Raw genomic sequence first — 15,545 nt, 5'->3', positions numbered from 1 at the left:
CAATCTCGAGAAGTCGCTGGTCAGTATTGTCATGCCGGCGTTCAAAGCGGCCTATCTACGCGAAGCCTTGGATAGCTTGCAGGCACAGACCTACCGCCCGCTGGAGTTGGTGATCTGCGATGACTGTCTTACCGACCAGGTGCAGCAACTGGTGGACAGCTACCGGGCGATCATCGATTTCCCAATTCGTTACGAACGCAATATGCCGCGCTTGCGCGAGTCGAAGAATCTGGCCAAGTGTGTGGGCCTGACCCGGGGCGAGTATCTCAAATTCCTATACGACGATGACGTGCTGCATCCCGAGTGCATTGCCCGCATGGCCGATGTTTTGTGTAACAGTCCTCAGGTGGCGCTGGTTAGTTCGCGCCGCCGGCGTATCGACGGACTGGGGTGCCGCCTGCCCGATAGCTTCGCCACCGCGCCGCTGTTCGACGAAGACGTGCTGATTGACGGCACGGCTCTGGTCTCCTTCCTGGGCGAACACACCATCAACTTTATCGGCGAACCCAGTACGGTAATGTGCAGGCGGGATGCGGTAGCGGCGTTCGGTGAGCAGGTCATGGCCCTAAATGGTCTACCCATTCAGTGGGTCGGTGACCTGGCTCTTTACGCCAAGCTACTGCGTCAGGGCCACCTCGCGTTTCTGGCGCAGCCGCTTTCCGATTTCCGCGTGTCGACGGAGCAGTTCAGCCAGGTGGGCCGGGATCGATTGGGGATTGGTGATAAAGGGCACGAGAATTTTCGACGCATGCTGCGTGAACTGGGTTGGTCCCAAACTCTGCAGAAGGGACCGTTGCTGGTCGCAGTTTCTCCCTTGGTACAACTGCAGGATTGGAAAGCTGTTGATTTGCTGGCCTGCTTGGTCGAAGGTGCAACTACTCTGCGTTCGACTCAGGTGAGCTATGACTGGTTGCAGGCCCGCAAAGCCTCTCGGGTTCAGCAGCAACTGATTGAGCAGCGTCTGGGTGTATGTGCCGGTGGGCCAAGCATTGTTGTGCTCGTGCTGGATAGGGCTGGAGATACGCAGGGCATCAAGCGAACACTGACCACGTTGTTCCGGCGCAGCAGTTATTCGAACATTCAGTCGTATGTGATTTCCACTTCTGATTTATTACTTGTCGCCGAACGCAACGGTGCCGGTTTTGTGCTGGTAACCCAAGGGGTGAGCGAGGCGATCAACAGAATTGTTGGCCTCGTTGAGGCGCAATGGCTGCTATTGGTTGAGGCCGGTGATGAGTTTACTGTCAGCGGTTTGCAAAACATAGCGTTGGAGCTGGCTGCCGCCCCTGAATGCCGTGCTGTTTATGCCGATGCAATGCTGCGTGATGCCCATGGCGGCTTGGGGCCTGCACTGCGCCCCGATTTTAACCTGGATCTACTGCTAAGTTATCCAGTCAGCATGTCACGACACTGGATATACCGGCGCGATGCGCTACTTGCTGCTGGCGGCTTCGATCCGCAGTTCGAGCAGGCACTCGAATTCGAGCTTCAGCTTCGGCTTATAGAACTCGGCGGCTTGGCTGGACTGGGTCATGTCAGCGAACCGCTCCTTATTACCAAGGCTGTGCCGCTACGCGACAACCCTGATGAGCTCCGTGCCATCGAGCGTCATTTGCTTGCGCGCGGTTATGAGCAGGCGCAGGTCGCTTCGCAATGGCCTGGGCGCTACCAGCTGGACTATGGCACTCAAGGCGATGTTGGAGTGAGCATTCTTATAGTCGCCGCGGGGCCGCTGGTACGTTTGCAGCGTTGTGTGGAAAGTCTGCTGGCGCATACGGTGTATCCCTCCTATGAAATTCTGCTGCTGCAACCGGAAGCGGCCGAAGCCCCGGTGAGGCAATGGCTGGACGCCATCGAACAGATGGCAGAAGCGACCCTGCGCGTGATTCGTCCTGGCGGTAACCGCGCGCAGTGCTGCAATCGGGCGCGGGAAAGCGCACGTAGCGAGTTGTTGGTGTTTCTTTCTCCCGCGACGGCGGCTATTAGCGACGACTGGTTGGCTCAGATGGTCAATCATGGCGTTCGACCCGAGGTTGGGGTCGTTGGTGCCAAGCTGCTTTCGCCGGAAGGCCGTATTGAACATGCCGGCCTGATTCTGGGTTTGCAGGGGCCGGCGGGAGTGGCTTTCAAGGGCGAGGCAATGGATGCCCTGGGCTATATGAACCGCCTGCAGGTAGAGCAGAACTACAGTGCTGTGAGCGGGGATTGCATGATGATCCGCAAGGATCTGTTCGCCGAGCTGGGTGGCTTTGACGAGGCGGCACTGGGCGGCCGTTGGAGCGACTTGGATCTTTGCCTGAAGGTTCGGGAGGCGGGCTTGCTCACTGTTTGGTCTCCCCGTGTGCAACTGATGATCGATGGCGAGGTGCGGGTATCGGCACCTGCAGAAGATGATCTGCTCTACGACCGTTGGTTGCCACAGCTGGCGAGCGATCCTGCATATAACGATGCGTTTTCGACTCAGCGCCCGTTTCAGCTGGCGGAGCTACCGTTGACCTGGCGTCCGCTGAATTCCTGGCGTCCGTTGCCCACTGTACTGGCCCTGCCAGCGGATCGCCTCGGCTGTGGACATTACCGGGTCATTCAACCGTTCAAGGCCCAGCAGGGGAAGGCGTTGCTGGATGGGACGCTGTCGTTCTCGTTCATGAGTCCGGTGGACCTGCAGCGCTACGATCCGGACGTGGTGATCATGCAGCGTCAATATATGCCCGAGCAATTGGCAGCCATGCAGCGTATTCAGCGATTCTCCCGGGCTTTCAAGGTCTATGAACTGGACGATTTCCTGCCGGCCATACCCTTGCATAGCGCCCACCGGGAACACATGCCTCGGGATGTCCGAAAATCCATGCGGCTTGCGTTGCGCATGGTAGATCGGTTTGTCGTTTCCACGCCTGCGCTGGCTGACGCATGCTCCGGCTTGCACGAGCGTATTCATGTGGTGGAAAACCGCTTGCCGGTGTTGTGGTGGAAGAGTCTGCAAGGTCAGCGACGGCAATCGGCCAGGCCGCGGGTCGGCTGGGCCGGAGGTATCGGGCATCACGGTGATCTGCTACTGATAGCCGATGTCGTCAAGGAGCTCGCTAGCCAGGTCGATTGGGTCTTCTTCGGTATGTGCCCCGAGAAGCTGCGACCTTATATCAGTGAGTTTCATCCGGGCGTTGAAATCGAGGCGTACCCTGCTGCGCTCGCCGCGTTGAACCTCGATTTGGCACTGGCACCCCTTGAGCAGAATCTGTTTAACGAGTGCAAGAGCAACTTGCGTCTACTGGAATATGGGGCCTGTGGCTTTCCGGTCATCTGCAGTGATGTGGGTAGCTATCGCTGCGAGTTGCCCGTTACGCGGGTGCGCAATCGAACGAGGGACTGGCTGGCTGCAATACGTGAGCATCTGCATGACAGGGATGCCAGTGAGGCGATGGGCGACGCGCTACAGGCGCATGTGCGCGCGCACTGGATGCTCGAAGGGGCCGCGCTGCAGCAGTGGTCTCGCGCCTGGCTCCCGGATTGAGTCAGGGCGCTAAAGTTTTCAGCGTCACTGACGATATCTATAGCAAGGCCGGTCTGTAGTATCTCTCTCGGGGGCTCCTGACGACAAAGCCGAAAAAACTGCATCGACTCCTAAAGTTTCAGCCGATGCAGCCGATAAGAGAAATGAACGCGATCTCAAGGCTGTTTGACTTGCAGGCTGGAGTCGCAGCTAACGGCGAAACAAGCTAGGTCCGATGGAGGACACATATCATGGCTTTGACTGTAAACACTAACATTGCGTCCCTGAACACTCAGCGCAACCTGAACACCTCGTCCAAGGCGCTTGATACCTCCCTGCAGCGTTTGTCCACTGGTTCGCGTATCAACAGCGCCAAGGATGATGCCGCCGGCCTGCAGATCGCCAACCGTCTGACCAGCCAGATCAACGGTCTCAACGTTGCGGTGAAGAACTCCAACGACGGCATTTCCATGTCGCAAACCGCTGAAGGTGCCCTGCAACAGTCCACCAGCATTCTGCAGCGTATGCGTGATCTTTCTCTGCAGGCCGCTAACGGTTCCAACAGCGACAGCGAACGTACCGCTCTGAACTCGGAAGTGACTGAGTTGAAGAAAGAGCTGGATCGTATTTCCAACACCACCACCTTCGGTGGCAAGAAGCTGCTGGACGGCTCCTTCGAAACCACCACCTTCCAGGTGGGTAGTGCGGCGAACGAAACCATCAGCGTCAAGATCGACGAGATGAGTACCGATTCCCTGAAAGGCGAGTTCTACGAGTCGACAGCAACAGCTTCTGCCGGCACTGCCACTGCTTCGGGCAGCATATCGGTGGGTATCACCGTCAATGGCTCGGCCACCACCGTCAAGGCCAATATCAAGACGGGCGCTACTGGTGAGGAAGTTACCCAGGCTATCGCTACCGCGATCAATGATGCCAACAAGGGTATAGGTGCTTTCGTCCAGGATGACGGTACTCTGAAAATCATCTCCCAGAAGAATACGGCTGGTGATGATAATGCCCTGTCGGCCTTGAGCATTACTGGTACCGTGGCCGGTATCACTACCCTGAGTGCCGCTACCGTCACTACCGGTGCTCCGGCAACTGCGGGTGACACGTTGAAGATCTCTGATCTGGACGTCAGCACTGTGGAAGGCGCTCAGACGGCTGTTATGGCCATCGACCAGGCCATCCAGAAGATTGACTCTCAGCGTGCTGACCTCGGTGCCGTGCAGAACCGCTTCGAGAACACCATCGGCAACCTGCAGAACATCGCAGAAAACGTCTCGGCAGCTCGTGGTCGTATCCAGGATACTGACTTCGCCGCAGAAACGGCTAACCTGACCAAGAACCAGATCCTGCAACAGGCAGGTACTGCGATTCTGGCCCAGGCCAACCAGTTGCCGCAGGCAGTGCTTAGCCTGCTGGGCTAAGTCAGGGGGCAGCGCTAATGGGGGGATGGGGTGACCCATCCTCCCATTACCTCATTGTGAGGAATAAAGTATGGACATTGGTTCGATACGCGATACGTCAAGAGCAGGCATTTCCCCTGCAGACACGGCCAAGGCCAAACCGGCCGAAGCCACCGCAGCGGATAAAGAGCCCTCTAGCGTGCTTGCAGCAGCCAAGCAGACCAGTGAGAGCAAGGGGGCAGAGAAACCTGCGACCCGGGCCGAGCTGGAAAAGGCCATGAACAATATTCAGGAATTTGTGCAGTCCGTGCGCCGCGACATTAACTTTTCGTTGGATGATGGTAACGGCCGTGTGGTGGTCAAGGTGACCGACGCAAACTCTGGCGACGTCATTCGTCAGATTCCCTCCGAGGAAGCACTCAAGCTCGCCGAGAACCTGTCCGAAGTACGCAGCCTGTTGTTCCAGGCGGAGGCGTAAACTGCTGGCATGAAACTTGTTTACCACTCTGGTAACAGGAATAGGGTGTCAACCCTTTGGCGAGGCTAAGAACATGGCAGGTATTACGGGTATTGGTTCAGGCATCGACATCGATGCCATCGTAAAGGCGACTGTTGCAGCTGAGCGGGCCCCCAAGGATGCGCAGCTAAATCGTCTGGATAAAACCACCACCACCAGACTGACCGCGCTGGGAACTTTGCGTGGTGCCTTGAGTGAGTTGCAGACCGCACTCAAGGCCCTCAAGACCCCAAGCCTGTTCGATGCGCGCAAGGCGACATCGTCCGATACTGCGCGGCTTACCGCGACTGCATCGAACACCGCTCTGGCCGGCACCTACTCCGTTGAAGTCATGCAGTTGGCAAGCGCCAGCAAGATTGCTTCGGGCTCTGTCCCCGGCGACTCCAGCGCTACCTTTGCCAGTGGCGGCAAACTGACCATTTCCCTGGGCAGTGAAAATTTCGATGTAGATATCGCCGAAGGCGCAAGCCTCAAGGATGTGCGCGATGCGATCAATACCACGCTTAAAGAGCAGGGTATCAGTGCCAATATTGTCACTGACCCTGCGGGCAACACCTCACGCTTGGTGCTCTCTTCGGACAAAAGCGGCGCTGGCAACGACTTGACTCTGGCTGCCACCGGTGCCGACCTGCAGGCGTTAGTGACGGGCATGCCCGCGGCGCTTAGCGAGGCGAAGAACGCAAAATTCAAGATCGACGGCCTGGCGCTGGAAAGTGCCAGCAACACGGTGGCCGGTGTTATCGAGGGCGTATCCTTCAATCTGCTCAAGGCCGAGGAAACGAAAAGCTTTACCCTGACGGTCGGTGAAAATACCTCGGGCGTAAAGGATAACCTCAAGAAATTTGTCGATGCTTACAACAAATTGATTACGACCACTACCAGCCTGACCAGTGTGGTCAAGGTCGGTGAGAGCAACGAGTTGCTCACCGGCGGGCTGGTCGGGGATGCGACCATTCGTAACCTGCTTAGTGGGGTGCGTACGGAGCTTACATCCAATTCCTCTGGCGGCCAGATAGGCTCGTTGGCCGAGCTGGGCATTACCACACAGAAAGACGGCAAACTGACAATTGACGACAGCAAGCTCGATGCCGCCCTGGCGGAAAACTACGACGCTGTCGGGGCCTTTATTACCGGTGAAAACGGCTTGATGAGCCGCCTCGATGCCCGGGTCGACGCATATAACAAAACGGGTGGTGTTCTGGAGCAGCGTATCAGCGGTTTGCAAAGAACCCGTGAAGATATCAAGGATCAGAAACTCAACCTGGATGCCCGCGTTGCTGCCATCCAGACCCGTCTGTACTCACAATACAATGCAATGGATAGCCTTATTGGCCAACTGAGTCGCACCAGTGACTGGTTGGCTGGGGCGCTGTCCAGCCTGCCCGGTGTAGTCAGAAAGGATAAGTGACCAATGGCCAAGCCAATCGACACCTACAAGAAAGTCAAAACCAGCCAAGAGGTTTCTCAGTACCGCGCGGTATCCCTGTTGCTGGATGGCGCTATCGAGCGCGTACTGCTGGCGCGTCAGGCGCAAACTGAAGGGAATACTGAAGTTCGCGGTCTGGCCGTTGGGGGCACCATTACTATCCTGGGTGTTCTGCAGGCGAGCCTGGATAAGCAACTCGGTGGTGAAATAGCTGAGAATCTGGATGCGTTGTACGACTATATGACCCGCCGCCTGGCCGGTGTTGCCATTGAGCAGGAGGCGAAAAACCTGGCTGAGGTCGAGTCGCTGCTGCTGCAAATCAGGGACGCCTGGCTCGCTATAGGTCATGAAGTAGAGCCTAGCGCCGGTTAAAATCGCTAAAGTTCTCGCACCGTTCGCCGATACAGGAAGTATCCGCACTATAAAGAACAGCGAGAGTTAACGATGAACGCGATGGCCGCCCTCAAGCAATACCAAGCTGTGAATACCCATGTTCAGGCCGTGGATGCCAGCCCCCATCGTCTGATCCAGATGCTGATGGAAGGCGGTCTTACCCGCATTGCTCAGGCGCGTGGTGCCATGGAGCGTCAGCAGACTGCGATGAAGGGCGAGTTGATTGGCAAGGCCATCGGCATCATCGGCGGTCTGCGCGCGGGTCTGAATCTGGAGGAGGGGGGCGAGGTGGCTGCCAACCTGGATAGTCTGTATGAATACATGGCCAATCGCTTGCTCGAAGCCAATGTGCAGAATGACATGGCACCGCTGGACGAAGTGGCGGGCCTGTTGCGTAATGTGAAATCCGGCTGGGATGTCATTGGTCAGTAATGACGTTTCAGGTCTGAGGAGTAGGTTCATGAGTTCATCCGTCCAGCGACTGCAAGAGACCGGAACTGCCTTGCGCACTGCTCTGGCTACACAGGATTGGGCCGCCATTGGCGAGTTGGATCTGCAGTGCCGGCAGGCCGTGGATGAGGCCATGGTCGAGGCGTTAAACGATGAAGGAGCGTTGCGTGCGCGCATGCAGGAGCTGCTGGACCTTTATCGTGAGCTGGTCAGCGTATGTCAGGCCGAGCAGCAGCGGCTGGCCCGTGAGCTGGTGCAATTGAACCAGTCCCATCAAGGGGCCAAGGTCTACCAGCTGTTCGGCTAGGCATTGCGCTAGTTATTCGCAACGCAGGCATTTGCTGCCTACTCCCTGCCAAGGTGGCCAGTTCTGGCCGCCTGCATCGATTAAATATCTTCTTCGCTAAAACAGCGGCTTGGCTATATATTCAAGCTGAGCAAAAAAATCACGTCATAAAATTGACTAATAACGGAAAATTGACTTAACTAGTGGCCAATTGCCGGCGCTTGGCTGGGTGGCTTGAGGGTACCAGGCGCATTTTTTCACTCCAGGATTCGATAAATATTATGTGGCGTGAAACCAAGATTCTCCTGATTGACGATAACAACGAGCGCCGTCGGGATCTGACGGTGATCCTGAGTTTTCTCGGTGAAGACTATCTGGCCTGTGATAGCGCTGGCTGGCGTGAGGCGGTGGCCGAGCTTGAGTCCAACCGCAGTGTATTGAGCGTCCTGTTGGGTGAGGTGAAGGCTAAGGGCGGCGTACTGGAGATGCTCAAGCAGGTGGCGGCCTGGGATGAGTTCCTGCCAACGCTGCTGATTGATGGGCAGGTGGCCCCTGAGTGGCCGGAGGAGCAGCGCCGTAGCGTGCTGGCGACTCTGGATATGCCCCTGAGCTATAACAAGCTGCTCGACTCCCTGCACCGCGCCCAGGTCTACCGCGAGATGTATGACCAGGCCCGTGAACGTGGCCGCCAGCGCGAGACCAACCTGTTCCGCAGCCTGGTTGGCACCAGTCGGGCCATCCAGCAGGTGCGGCAGATGATGCAGCAGGTGGCCGATACCGAGGCCAGCGTGCTGATTCTTGGCGAATCGGGCACGGGCAAGGAAGTGGTCGCGCGCAACCTGCACTACCACTCCAAGCGTCGCGAAGCACCTTTTGTACCGGTCAATTGCGGCGCGATTCCTGCCGAATTGCTTGAAAGCGAGCTGTTCGGCCACGAGAAGGGCGCGTTTACCGGTGCTATCACCAGCCGCGCTGGGCGCTTTGAGCTGGCCAACGGCGGCACCCTGTTCCTCGACGAAATTGGCGATATGCCGCTGCCCATGCAGGTCAAGTTGTTGCGTGTGCTGCAGGAACGCACCTTTGAACGAGTGGGCAGCAACAAGACCCAGAGCGCCGATGTGCGCATCATTGCCGCCACCCACAAGAACCTCGAAAAGATGATCGAGGACGGCAGCTTCCGCGAAGACCTGTACTACCGCCTGAATGTCTTCCCGATCGAGATGGCCCCGCTGCGCGAGCGTATCGAAGATATCCCGTTGCTGATGAACGAGCTGATCTCGCGCATGGAGTTCGAGAAGCGCGGTTCGATCCGTTTCAACTCCGCCGCCATCATGTCGCTGTGTCAGCACGACTGGGCGGGTAACGTGCGCGAGCTGGCCAACCTGGTCGAGCGCATGGCGATCATGCACCCCTACGGCGTGATCGGGGTGGGCGAGTTGCCGAAGAAGTTTCGTCACGTCGATGACGAGGACGAGGGCCTGGTGGCCAGCCTGCGCGACGAGTTGGATGAGCGCGCCACCCTGATGGCCGGTTTGCCGGGTGTCGACTCGGTGGCCATGCTGCCGCCCGAAGGGCTGGACCTGAAGGACTACCTGGGCAATCTGGAGCAGGGCCTGATCCAGCAGGCGCTGGACGATGCCAGTGGTGTGGTGGCGCGCGCCGCCGAACGTCTGCGCATCCGCCGCACGACGTTGGTGGAGAAAATGCGCAAATACGGTATGAGCCGTCGCGACGAAGATGGCATGGACGATTGAGTCCAGCGTGCCGGTGAAATCGTCAGTGACTTGGCGTTTGCCACCCCGATAAAGCCGAAGGTTTGACACTGCCTTCGGCTTTGTTTTTTAAGTTATTGAAATATAAGTATTATTTTTTAGGCACGGGTATTGCTATCTCTCTTGCAACTGACTGTCTGATGACGGCTCGCTGCGCGAGAGAGAATGATGAACACCCACCCTAAAACCCCCGAACAATCCGAAGCGGCTCCCGCGCCGGCCGAACCGGCCAGCCGTGAGGGGCTTGAGCAGGCCTTTGCCCTGTTCAACCAGATGTCGACCCAGCTCAGTTCTTCCTACAGCATGCTTGAAGCCCGGGTTACCGAGCTTAAGGGGCAGTTGGCCCTGGTCAGCGCCCAGCGTATGCAGGAACTGGCCGAGAAGGAGCGCTTGGCTAACCGCTTGCAAAGCCTGCTGGATCTGCTACCGGGCGGGGTGATCGTCATCGATGGCCAGGGTGTGGTGCGGGAAGCCAATCCGGTGGCGCGCAACCTGCTCGGGCAACCGCTGGTGGGCATGCTCTGGCGTCAGGTGATTGCGCGCAACTTTTCCCCGCGCGAAGACGACGGCCATGAAATCTCCCTCAAGGACGGCCGGCGCTTGTCCATTGCCACCCGCTCGCTGCGCGCCGAACCTGGGCAGCTGGTGCTACTTACCGACCTGACGGAAACCCGTCGTCTGCAGGACCAGTTATCCCGCCATGAGCGCCTGTCCGCGCTGGGGCGCATGGTCGCCTCCCTGGCCCATCAGATCCGTACTCCGCTGTCGGCGGCGCTGATCTATGCCAGCCATTTGACCGAGCAGGTGTTGCCGGTCGAACAGCAGCAACGCTTTGCCGGTCGCCTGAAAGAGCGTTTGCACGAACTCGAGCACCAGGTGCGCGATATGCTGATCTTCGCCCGGGGCGAGTTGCCCTTGCCGGATCGTCTTCCTCCCAGGGCGCTGTTCGAGGCGCTACGTGCCGCCGCCGAACCCCATGTGCTGGGCATGCAAGTGCGCTGGCAGTGCGATAGCCGCGAAGGCGAGCTGCTGTGCAACCGCGACACCCTGGTCGGCAGCTTGCTTAACCTGATTGAAAACGCCATCCAGGCTGCCGGGCGCGAGGCGCGGCTCAAGGTGCACCTGTACAGCCGCGGGCAAGCCCTGCGCCTGTGCATCAGCGACGATGGGCCGGGTATCGACCGCGCCACCCTGGCGCGCCTCGGCGAACCCTTCTTTACCACCAAGACCACGGGTACCGGGCTCGGCCTGGCGGTGGTCAAGGCAGTGGCGCGCGCGCATCAGGGCGATGTGCAACTGCGCTCGCGTCCGGGACGCGGTACCTGCGCCATTCTGACGTTGCCGCTGCTTGGCGCGACGCACCCCTTGATTCAGGAGTAAACAGCCATGGCTGCCAAAGTTTTGCTGGTCGAAGACGACCGCGCCTTGCGCGAGGCGCTGGCCGATACCCTGTTGTTGGGCGGGCATGCTTTCCGCGCGGTGGATTGTGCCGAAGCGGCCCTGCTGGCAATTGCCGAGGAGCCCTTTGGCCTGGTGGTCAGCGACGTGAATATGCCGGGTATGGACGGCCATCAGTTACTGGCGCAGATCCGTCAGCGCCAACCGCAGTTACCGGTGCTGTTGATGACTGCCTATGGCGCGGTAGAGCGGGCGGTGGATGCGATGCGTCAGGGCGCGGCGGATTATCTGGTTAAACCGTTCGAGCCCAAAGCCCTGCTGACGCTGGTCGATCGGCACGCGCTGGGCCGTTTGAGCGCGGCGGAGCAGGACGGCCCGGTGGCGGTTGAGCCGGCCAGCGTGCAATTGCTCGAGCTGGCCAAACGGGTGGCGCAGAGCGACTCCACCGTATTGATCAGCGGCGAGTCCGGCACCGGTAAGGAAGTGCTGGCGCGCTATCTGCACCAGCAGTCGCCGCGGGCCAGCAAGCCCTTTATCGCGATCAACTGTGCGGCGATTCCCGACAATATGCTCGAGGCCACGCTCTTCGGTCATGAGAAGGGCGCGTTTACCGGTGCCATCGCCAGTGCCCCGGGCAAGTTCGAAATGGCCGAGGGCGGCACCATCTTGCTCGATGAGATTTCCGAAATGCCCTTGGGCTTGCAGGCCAAGCTACTGCGGGTGCTGCAGGAGCGTGAGGTGGAACGGGTTGGCGCGCGCAAGACGATCACTCTGGATATTCGCGTGCTGGCCACCAGCAACCGCGACCTGGCCGGCGAAGTGGCGGCGGGGCGCTTCCGTGAGGACCTCTACTATCGCCTGTCGGTATTCCCCCTGGCCTGGCGGCCCCTGCGCGAGCGCCCGGCGGACATCGTGCCGCTGGCCGAGCGGTTGCTAGCCAAGTACGTGAAGAAGATGAATCACGCGCCCATCCGCCTATCGCCCCAGGCGCAGCAGAGCCTGGTCAGCCATGCCTGGCCGGGCAACGTGCGCGAGCTGGACAATGCCATTCAGCGCGCGCTGATTCTGCAGCAAGGCGGTTTGATCCAGCCCCAGGACCTGTGCCTGTCTGCTCCCATCGGCGTGGCACTGTCGTCGGTGCCGCAGCAGCCGTTGCTGGCGGTGGTGCCCAGCGCGGCCGCCGCGGCAGTGGAGATGCCCTCTGCCGAAGCCGGTGCCCTGGGTGATGATCTGCGTCGGCATGAGTTCCAGATGATCATCGACACCCTGCGTGCCGAGCGTGGCCGTCGCAAGGAAGCCGCCGAGCGCTTGGGCATCAGCCCGCGCACCCTGAGGTACAAGCTAGCGCAGATGCGTGATGCGGGTATGGATGTGGAAGGTTATTTGTTTGCTAGCTGAGCCTGCTTACTCTTGGTGATTTGGTAGGAGCGGGGGGGACGCCTAGTTCCATGCCCGCGAAGTCGCTATCGCGGGCATGGCCCGCTCCTACAGGTGCCTGCAAGCCGATAGACGCAAAGACCTCCAGTTTGCTGCGCGACAGCGCGGCGTCTGGACGACGGGGGGTCTCCTACGCTTAGAACTGTAGGGTGGATGACGCTCTTTTCATCCACCATAAGGTCGCTGTTGGTGGATGGGTAAAGCGTCATCCACCCTACGCCTGATCGCGAGTGCTCGTGTAGCCCGGATGTAATCCGGGCTACGACTCTTATTAATCCTGCCACGGCATCGGTGCCCCCAGCAGGCGGCCCATGGCTCCGTACAGGCCCAGTTCCTTGAGCACTGCAAGCTCGCCCTCGGTTTCCACCATCTCGGCGATCAGCGGCAGGTCGATGCTGTTGGTGGCGCGGAATACCGCCTCGATAAACATATGTTTGTCGCTTTCTAGGTCGATGGCGCGGATATAGGTGCCATCGATCTTCAGGTACGCCAGGCCCAGGTGGGTCAGGTTGCCGATCAGGCTGAAGCGCCCGCCGAAATGCTGCAGGCCCAAGCTGAAGCCGGCCGCGCGAATGGCCTGGCTGAGGCTTTCCAGCTCGGCAGCCGGCGGCAGGTGGCGTTCGTCCACTTCCAGAGTGAGCAGGGGAGCCTGCTGCGGATGCTGCCTGAGTATTTCCAGCAGACGTTTGAGGCTGTTGGGTTCGCGCAGCGTCGTCGCCGACAGGCTCAGCGCCAGTGGTTGCGGGTGCTGGACCAGGTGCACCAGGCTGTGTTCGAGCATCGCCAGGTCGAAGCGTGCGGTCCAGCCCAGGCGTTCGATCCAGGGCAGAAAGCGCCCGGCGGCGATGGCCTCGCCCTGTGGGTCGAGCAGGCGGGCGAGGACTTTATGGTGCAGCACTCTGCTGCGATCGGCGCACTGGGTCACCGCCTGGAAATACAGCTGCAGCTTGCCCTGGCGTAGGGCATCGTCGATCCAGGCCCGCCACTCATGCAGCCCCTGGCTGGGTTGGGCGTTGTAGTCGTCCAGGCGCACCCAGTCGCGGCTCGGGTCGTTCTGCGCCTGGGCCAGGGCCTGGTCGGCACGGCCGATTACCTGGCTGGCCTCCTCGCCAGGGCGGAAGGCGGCGATGCCCATATGGGCCACCGGGGTGCAATCGCTCGCGCCTGTCTGGCGCAGGCTTTCCAGGCCGTTGTGCAGTTCGCCGGCGAGCAGGTCGGCTTCCTCGCTGCCAATGCCGGGGGCGAGCAGGCTGAATTCGCCGCCGCGGCTGCGCGAGGCCAGCCAGTCGGCGCGGGTGGCTTGGCCGAGCAGGCGTTTGAGCAGTTCGCCGATGGCCGCGATCAGGGCATCGGTTCGCGGGCCGCCCAGGCGCTGGTTGAGGCCGGCCAGGTCGTTGACCCGCAGCAGCAGCAGATAGCCTTCGGCGTGCTGTTCGGAAACCACCAGCTGGTTGGCCAGGCGGATGTCGAACAGGCGGCGGTTGGCCAGGCCGGTGATGCTGTCCTGGTAGGCTTCCTCGCGCAGTTTCTCGCTGCGCGCGGCTTCTTCGGCGAACAGGGTCTTGAGCTTTTCCACCATCTGATTCATGGCGGTGACCACCCGCTTGAGTTCCGGGGTGCGCGGCACCTTGGGCAGGGTCATAAATTCGCGGCGGGTAATCGCCTGGGCCTGTTGCACCATATTGTCCAGCGGGCGCAGTTGGGTGCGCAGCAGCCAGCCGCCGAGAATGGCGCTGACCAGACCGCAGAGCAGCAGCCAGAGCAGGCTGCCGATGGCGCTGTCCCAGAGTTTGGCCAGGGCGAACTGCGGATGGCTGAGCACCTCGACCCGCGCGGCCTGTTCCCAGCCGCGCATGATCAGCGCGTCGCCGCCCTGGGGCTGCAGGTTGACCAGCTCACTGAACCAGGCGGGTACGGTTTCCACGGTGTTATCGCTGCGGCGTTCGACCACCACCTGGTCATCGGGAATGCTCACCACGCGGATGCTGGCGAAGTAGCCGCTGTCGAAGATCGAACTGACCATCAGCTCGATCATCGCCGGGTCGTCGACATGGGGCGTCATCGACAGCCCCAGGGCGGTGGCGGCGTCCTGGGCATGGGAGCGCAATTGGCTGATCAGCTGTTCCCGCGAGCTCTCCACCCCGGCGATAAAACTGCCGGTAAAGGCCACCACTAGAAACAGGCAGATGGCGAGAAATAGCTGCTTGAGTAAAGACATGGTGTTCCTCCTAGCCTTCGCCGATGGCGAAGCCCTCCGCGCGCATTTTTTTCAGGATGTCCTGCCAGCGCGAGAGCTTCTTGGTGTCGCTCTTCTTGCTGCTGGAGCCGGGCAAATACAGCCCTTCGGCATTGAAGGCATAGACCGGCAGCAGGTCTTTGCGCTGCGAGGCCGGCTTGATCTGGTTGATCAGGTTGTCGAGGATCAGGGGTTCGGCGCTGGGGCTGGCGTAGTAGGTCAGCACCATGTGCGCCTGGTTGTAGTTGAGCGCCTTGACGTAGGTGATACGCAGCTTGTCGCTGGGGATGCCGAGGCGGCGCAGGGTGAAGTACTTGGCGATGGAGTAGTCCTCGCAATCGCCAGCCCCCTTGATCAGCATCTCGATGGGCGTTGCCCAGTAGTCGTTGACGTTCCACAGACGGATATCGTCGACAAAGCGGATCTGCCGGTTGAAGAAGCGGTTGACCTCGCTGAGCTTGTCCTGCTCGGTCAGCTGATCACTGCTCTTGATCAGCGCCTCCCAGGCCTGGATTCGCTGTTTGGCCGTGCCCAGGTTGCCGTAACGGCTTTCGGCGTTGCCCAGGATCAGGCCGAAGTCCCAGTTGGCCAGGGCACTGCTTAGCCCGACCAGCAGCACCAGCCCGAGCAGCAGCATCCTGTGCAGGCGTTTCGGCCATCCATGCGTGGGCTGACGTGGCTGCATGTACCGCGCCTCGGTCAAAGATGGGGAAAGTCTAGGCGCTACTTGGGCA

The 15,545-nt window shown here is 60.0% G+C and carries 12 protein-coding genes; 10 read left to right on the top strand and 2 right to left on the bottom strand.

Features of this window, described 5'->3' with window-relative positions:
* The first annotated feature begins 31 nt into the window (after positions 1-31).
* From VMP31_RS03975 to fleR, 10 genes are all read left to right on the top strand, one after another.
* A complete protein-coding gene (locus VMP31_RS03975) occupies positions 32-3,508 on the top strand; it encodes a glycosyltransferase (protein WP_325504755.1) in 3,477 nt (1,158 codons plus the stop codon).
* 230 nt (positions 3,509-3,738) lie between these two features.
* Positions 3,739-4,917: a flagellin gene (locus VMP31_RS03970; RefSeq protein ID WP_325504302.1), complete on the top strand. Its 1,179-nt coding sequence runs from the start codon at positions 3,739-3,741 to the stop codon at positions 4,915-4,917.
* 70 nt (positions 4,918-4,987) lie between these two features.
* Complete coding sequence (locus VMP31_RS03965; RefSeq protein WP_325504300.1) at positions 4,988-5,374, top strand: flagellar protein FlaG; 387 nt, start codon at positions 4,988-4,990, stop codon at positions 5,372-5,374.
* 73 nt (positions 5,375-5,447) lie between these two features.
* Positions 5,448-6,821 (top strand): flagellar filament capping protein FliD, encoded by a 1,374-nt coding sequence (fliD, locus tag VMP31_RS03960; protein ID WP_325504298.1) that lies wholly within the window; start codon positions 5,448-5,450, stop codon positions 6,819-6,821.
* Positions 6,822-6,824: 3 nt separating this feature from the next.
* Entirely contained in the window at positions 6,825-7,211 is a 387-nt protein-coding gene (fliS, locus tag VMP31_RS03955; RefSeq protein WP_325504296.1) for a flagellar export chaperone FliS, read from the top strand.
* 72 nt (positions 7,212-7,283) lie between these two features.
* Positions 7,284-7,664, top strand: coding sequence for a flagellar export chaperone FliS (gene fliS / locus VMP31_RS03950; protein WP_325504295.1), 381 nt, complete (start codon positions 7,284-7,286; stop codon positions 7,662-7,664).
* Between the two features lie 28 nt (positions 7,665-7,692).
* Complete coding sequence (gene fliT / locus VMP31_RS03945) at positions 7,693-7,989, top strand: flagellar protein FliT (RefSeq protein ID WP_325504293.1); 297 nt, start codon at positions 7,693-7,695, stop codon at positions 7,987-7,989.
* A gap of 260 nt (positions 7,990-8,249) precedes the next feature.
* Positions 8,250-9,722, top strand: a complete 1,473-nt coding sequence (locus tag VMP31_RS03940; RefSeq protein WP_325504291.1) for a sigma-54 dependent transcriptional regulator — start codon at positions 8,250-8,252, stop codon at positions 9,720-9,722.
* 186 nt (positions 9,723-9,908) lie between these two features.
* Complete coding sequence (locus tag VMP31_RS03935; protein WP_325504289.1) at positions 9,909-11,120, top strand: sensor histidine kinase; 1,212 nt, start codon at positions 9,909-9,911, stop codon at positions 11,118-11,120.
* A gap of 6 nt (positions 11,121-11,126) precedes the next feature.
* Positions 11,127-12,536, top strand: a complete 1,410-nt coding sequence (gene fleR / locus VMP31_RS03930) for a sigma-54-dependent response regulator transcription factor FleR (protein ID WP_325504287.1) — start codon at positions 11,127-11,129, stop codon at positions 12,534-12,536.
* Between the two features lie 310 nt (positions 12,537-12,846).
* Here the strand turns inward: fleR and lapD are convergent, their stop codons facing one another.
* Positions 12,847-14,793 carry a cyclic di-GMP receptor LapD gene (gene lapD, locus VMP31_RS03925; RefSeq protein ID WP_325504285.1) on the bottom strand — a complete coding sequence of 649 codons (1,947 nt, stop codon included), beginning with the start codon at positions 14,791-14,793 and terminating at the stop codon, positions 12,847-12,849.
* 10 nt (positions 14,794-14,803) lie between these two features.
* Positions 14,804-15,496, bottom strand: a complete 693-nt coding sequence (lapG, locus tag VMP31_RS03920; RefSeq protein ID WP_325504283.1) for a cysteine protease LapG — start codon at positions 15,494-15,496, stop codon at positions 14,804-14,806.
* Positions 15,497-15,545 lie beyond the last annotated feature (49 nt).

This window comes from Pseudomonas sp., assembly GCF_035512415.1.
Classification (GTDB): Bacteria; Pseudomonadota; Gammaproteobacteria; order Pseudomonadales; family Pseudomonadaceae; genus Aquipseudomonas.
This window is presented reverse-complemented; position numbering and strand designations above follow the sequence as displayed.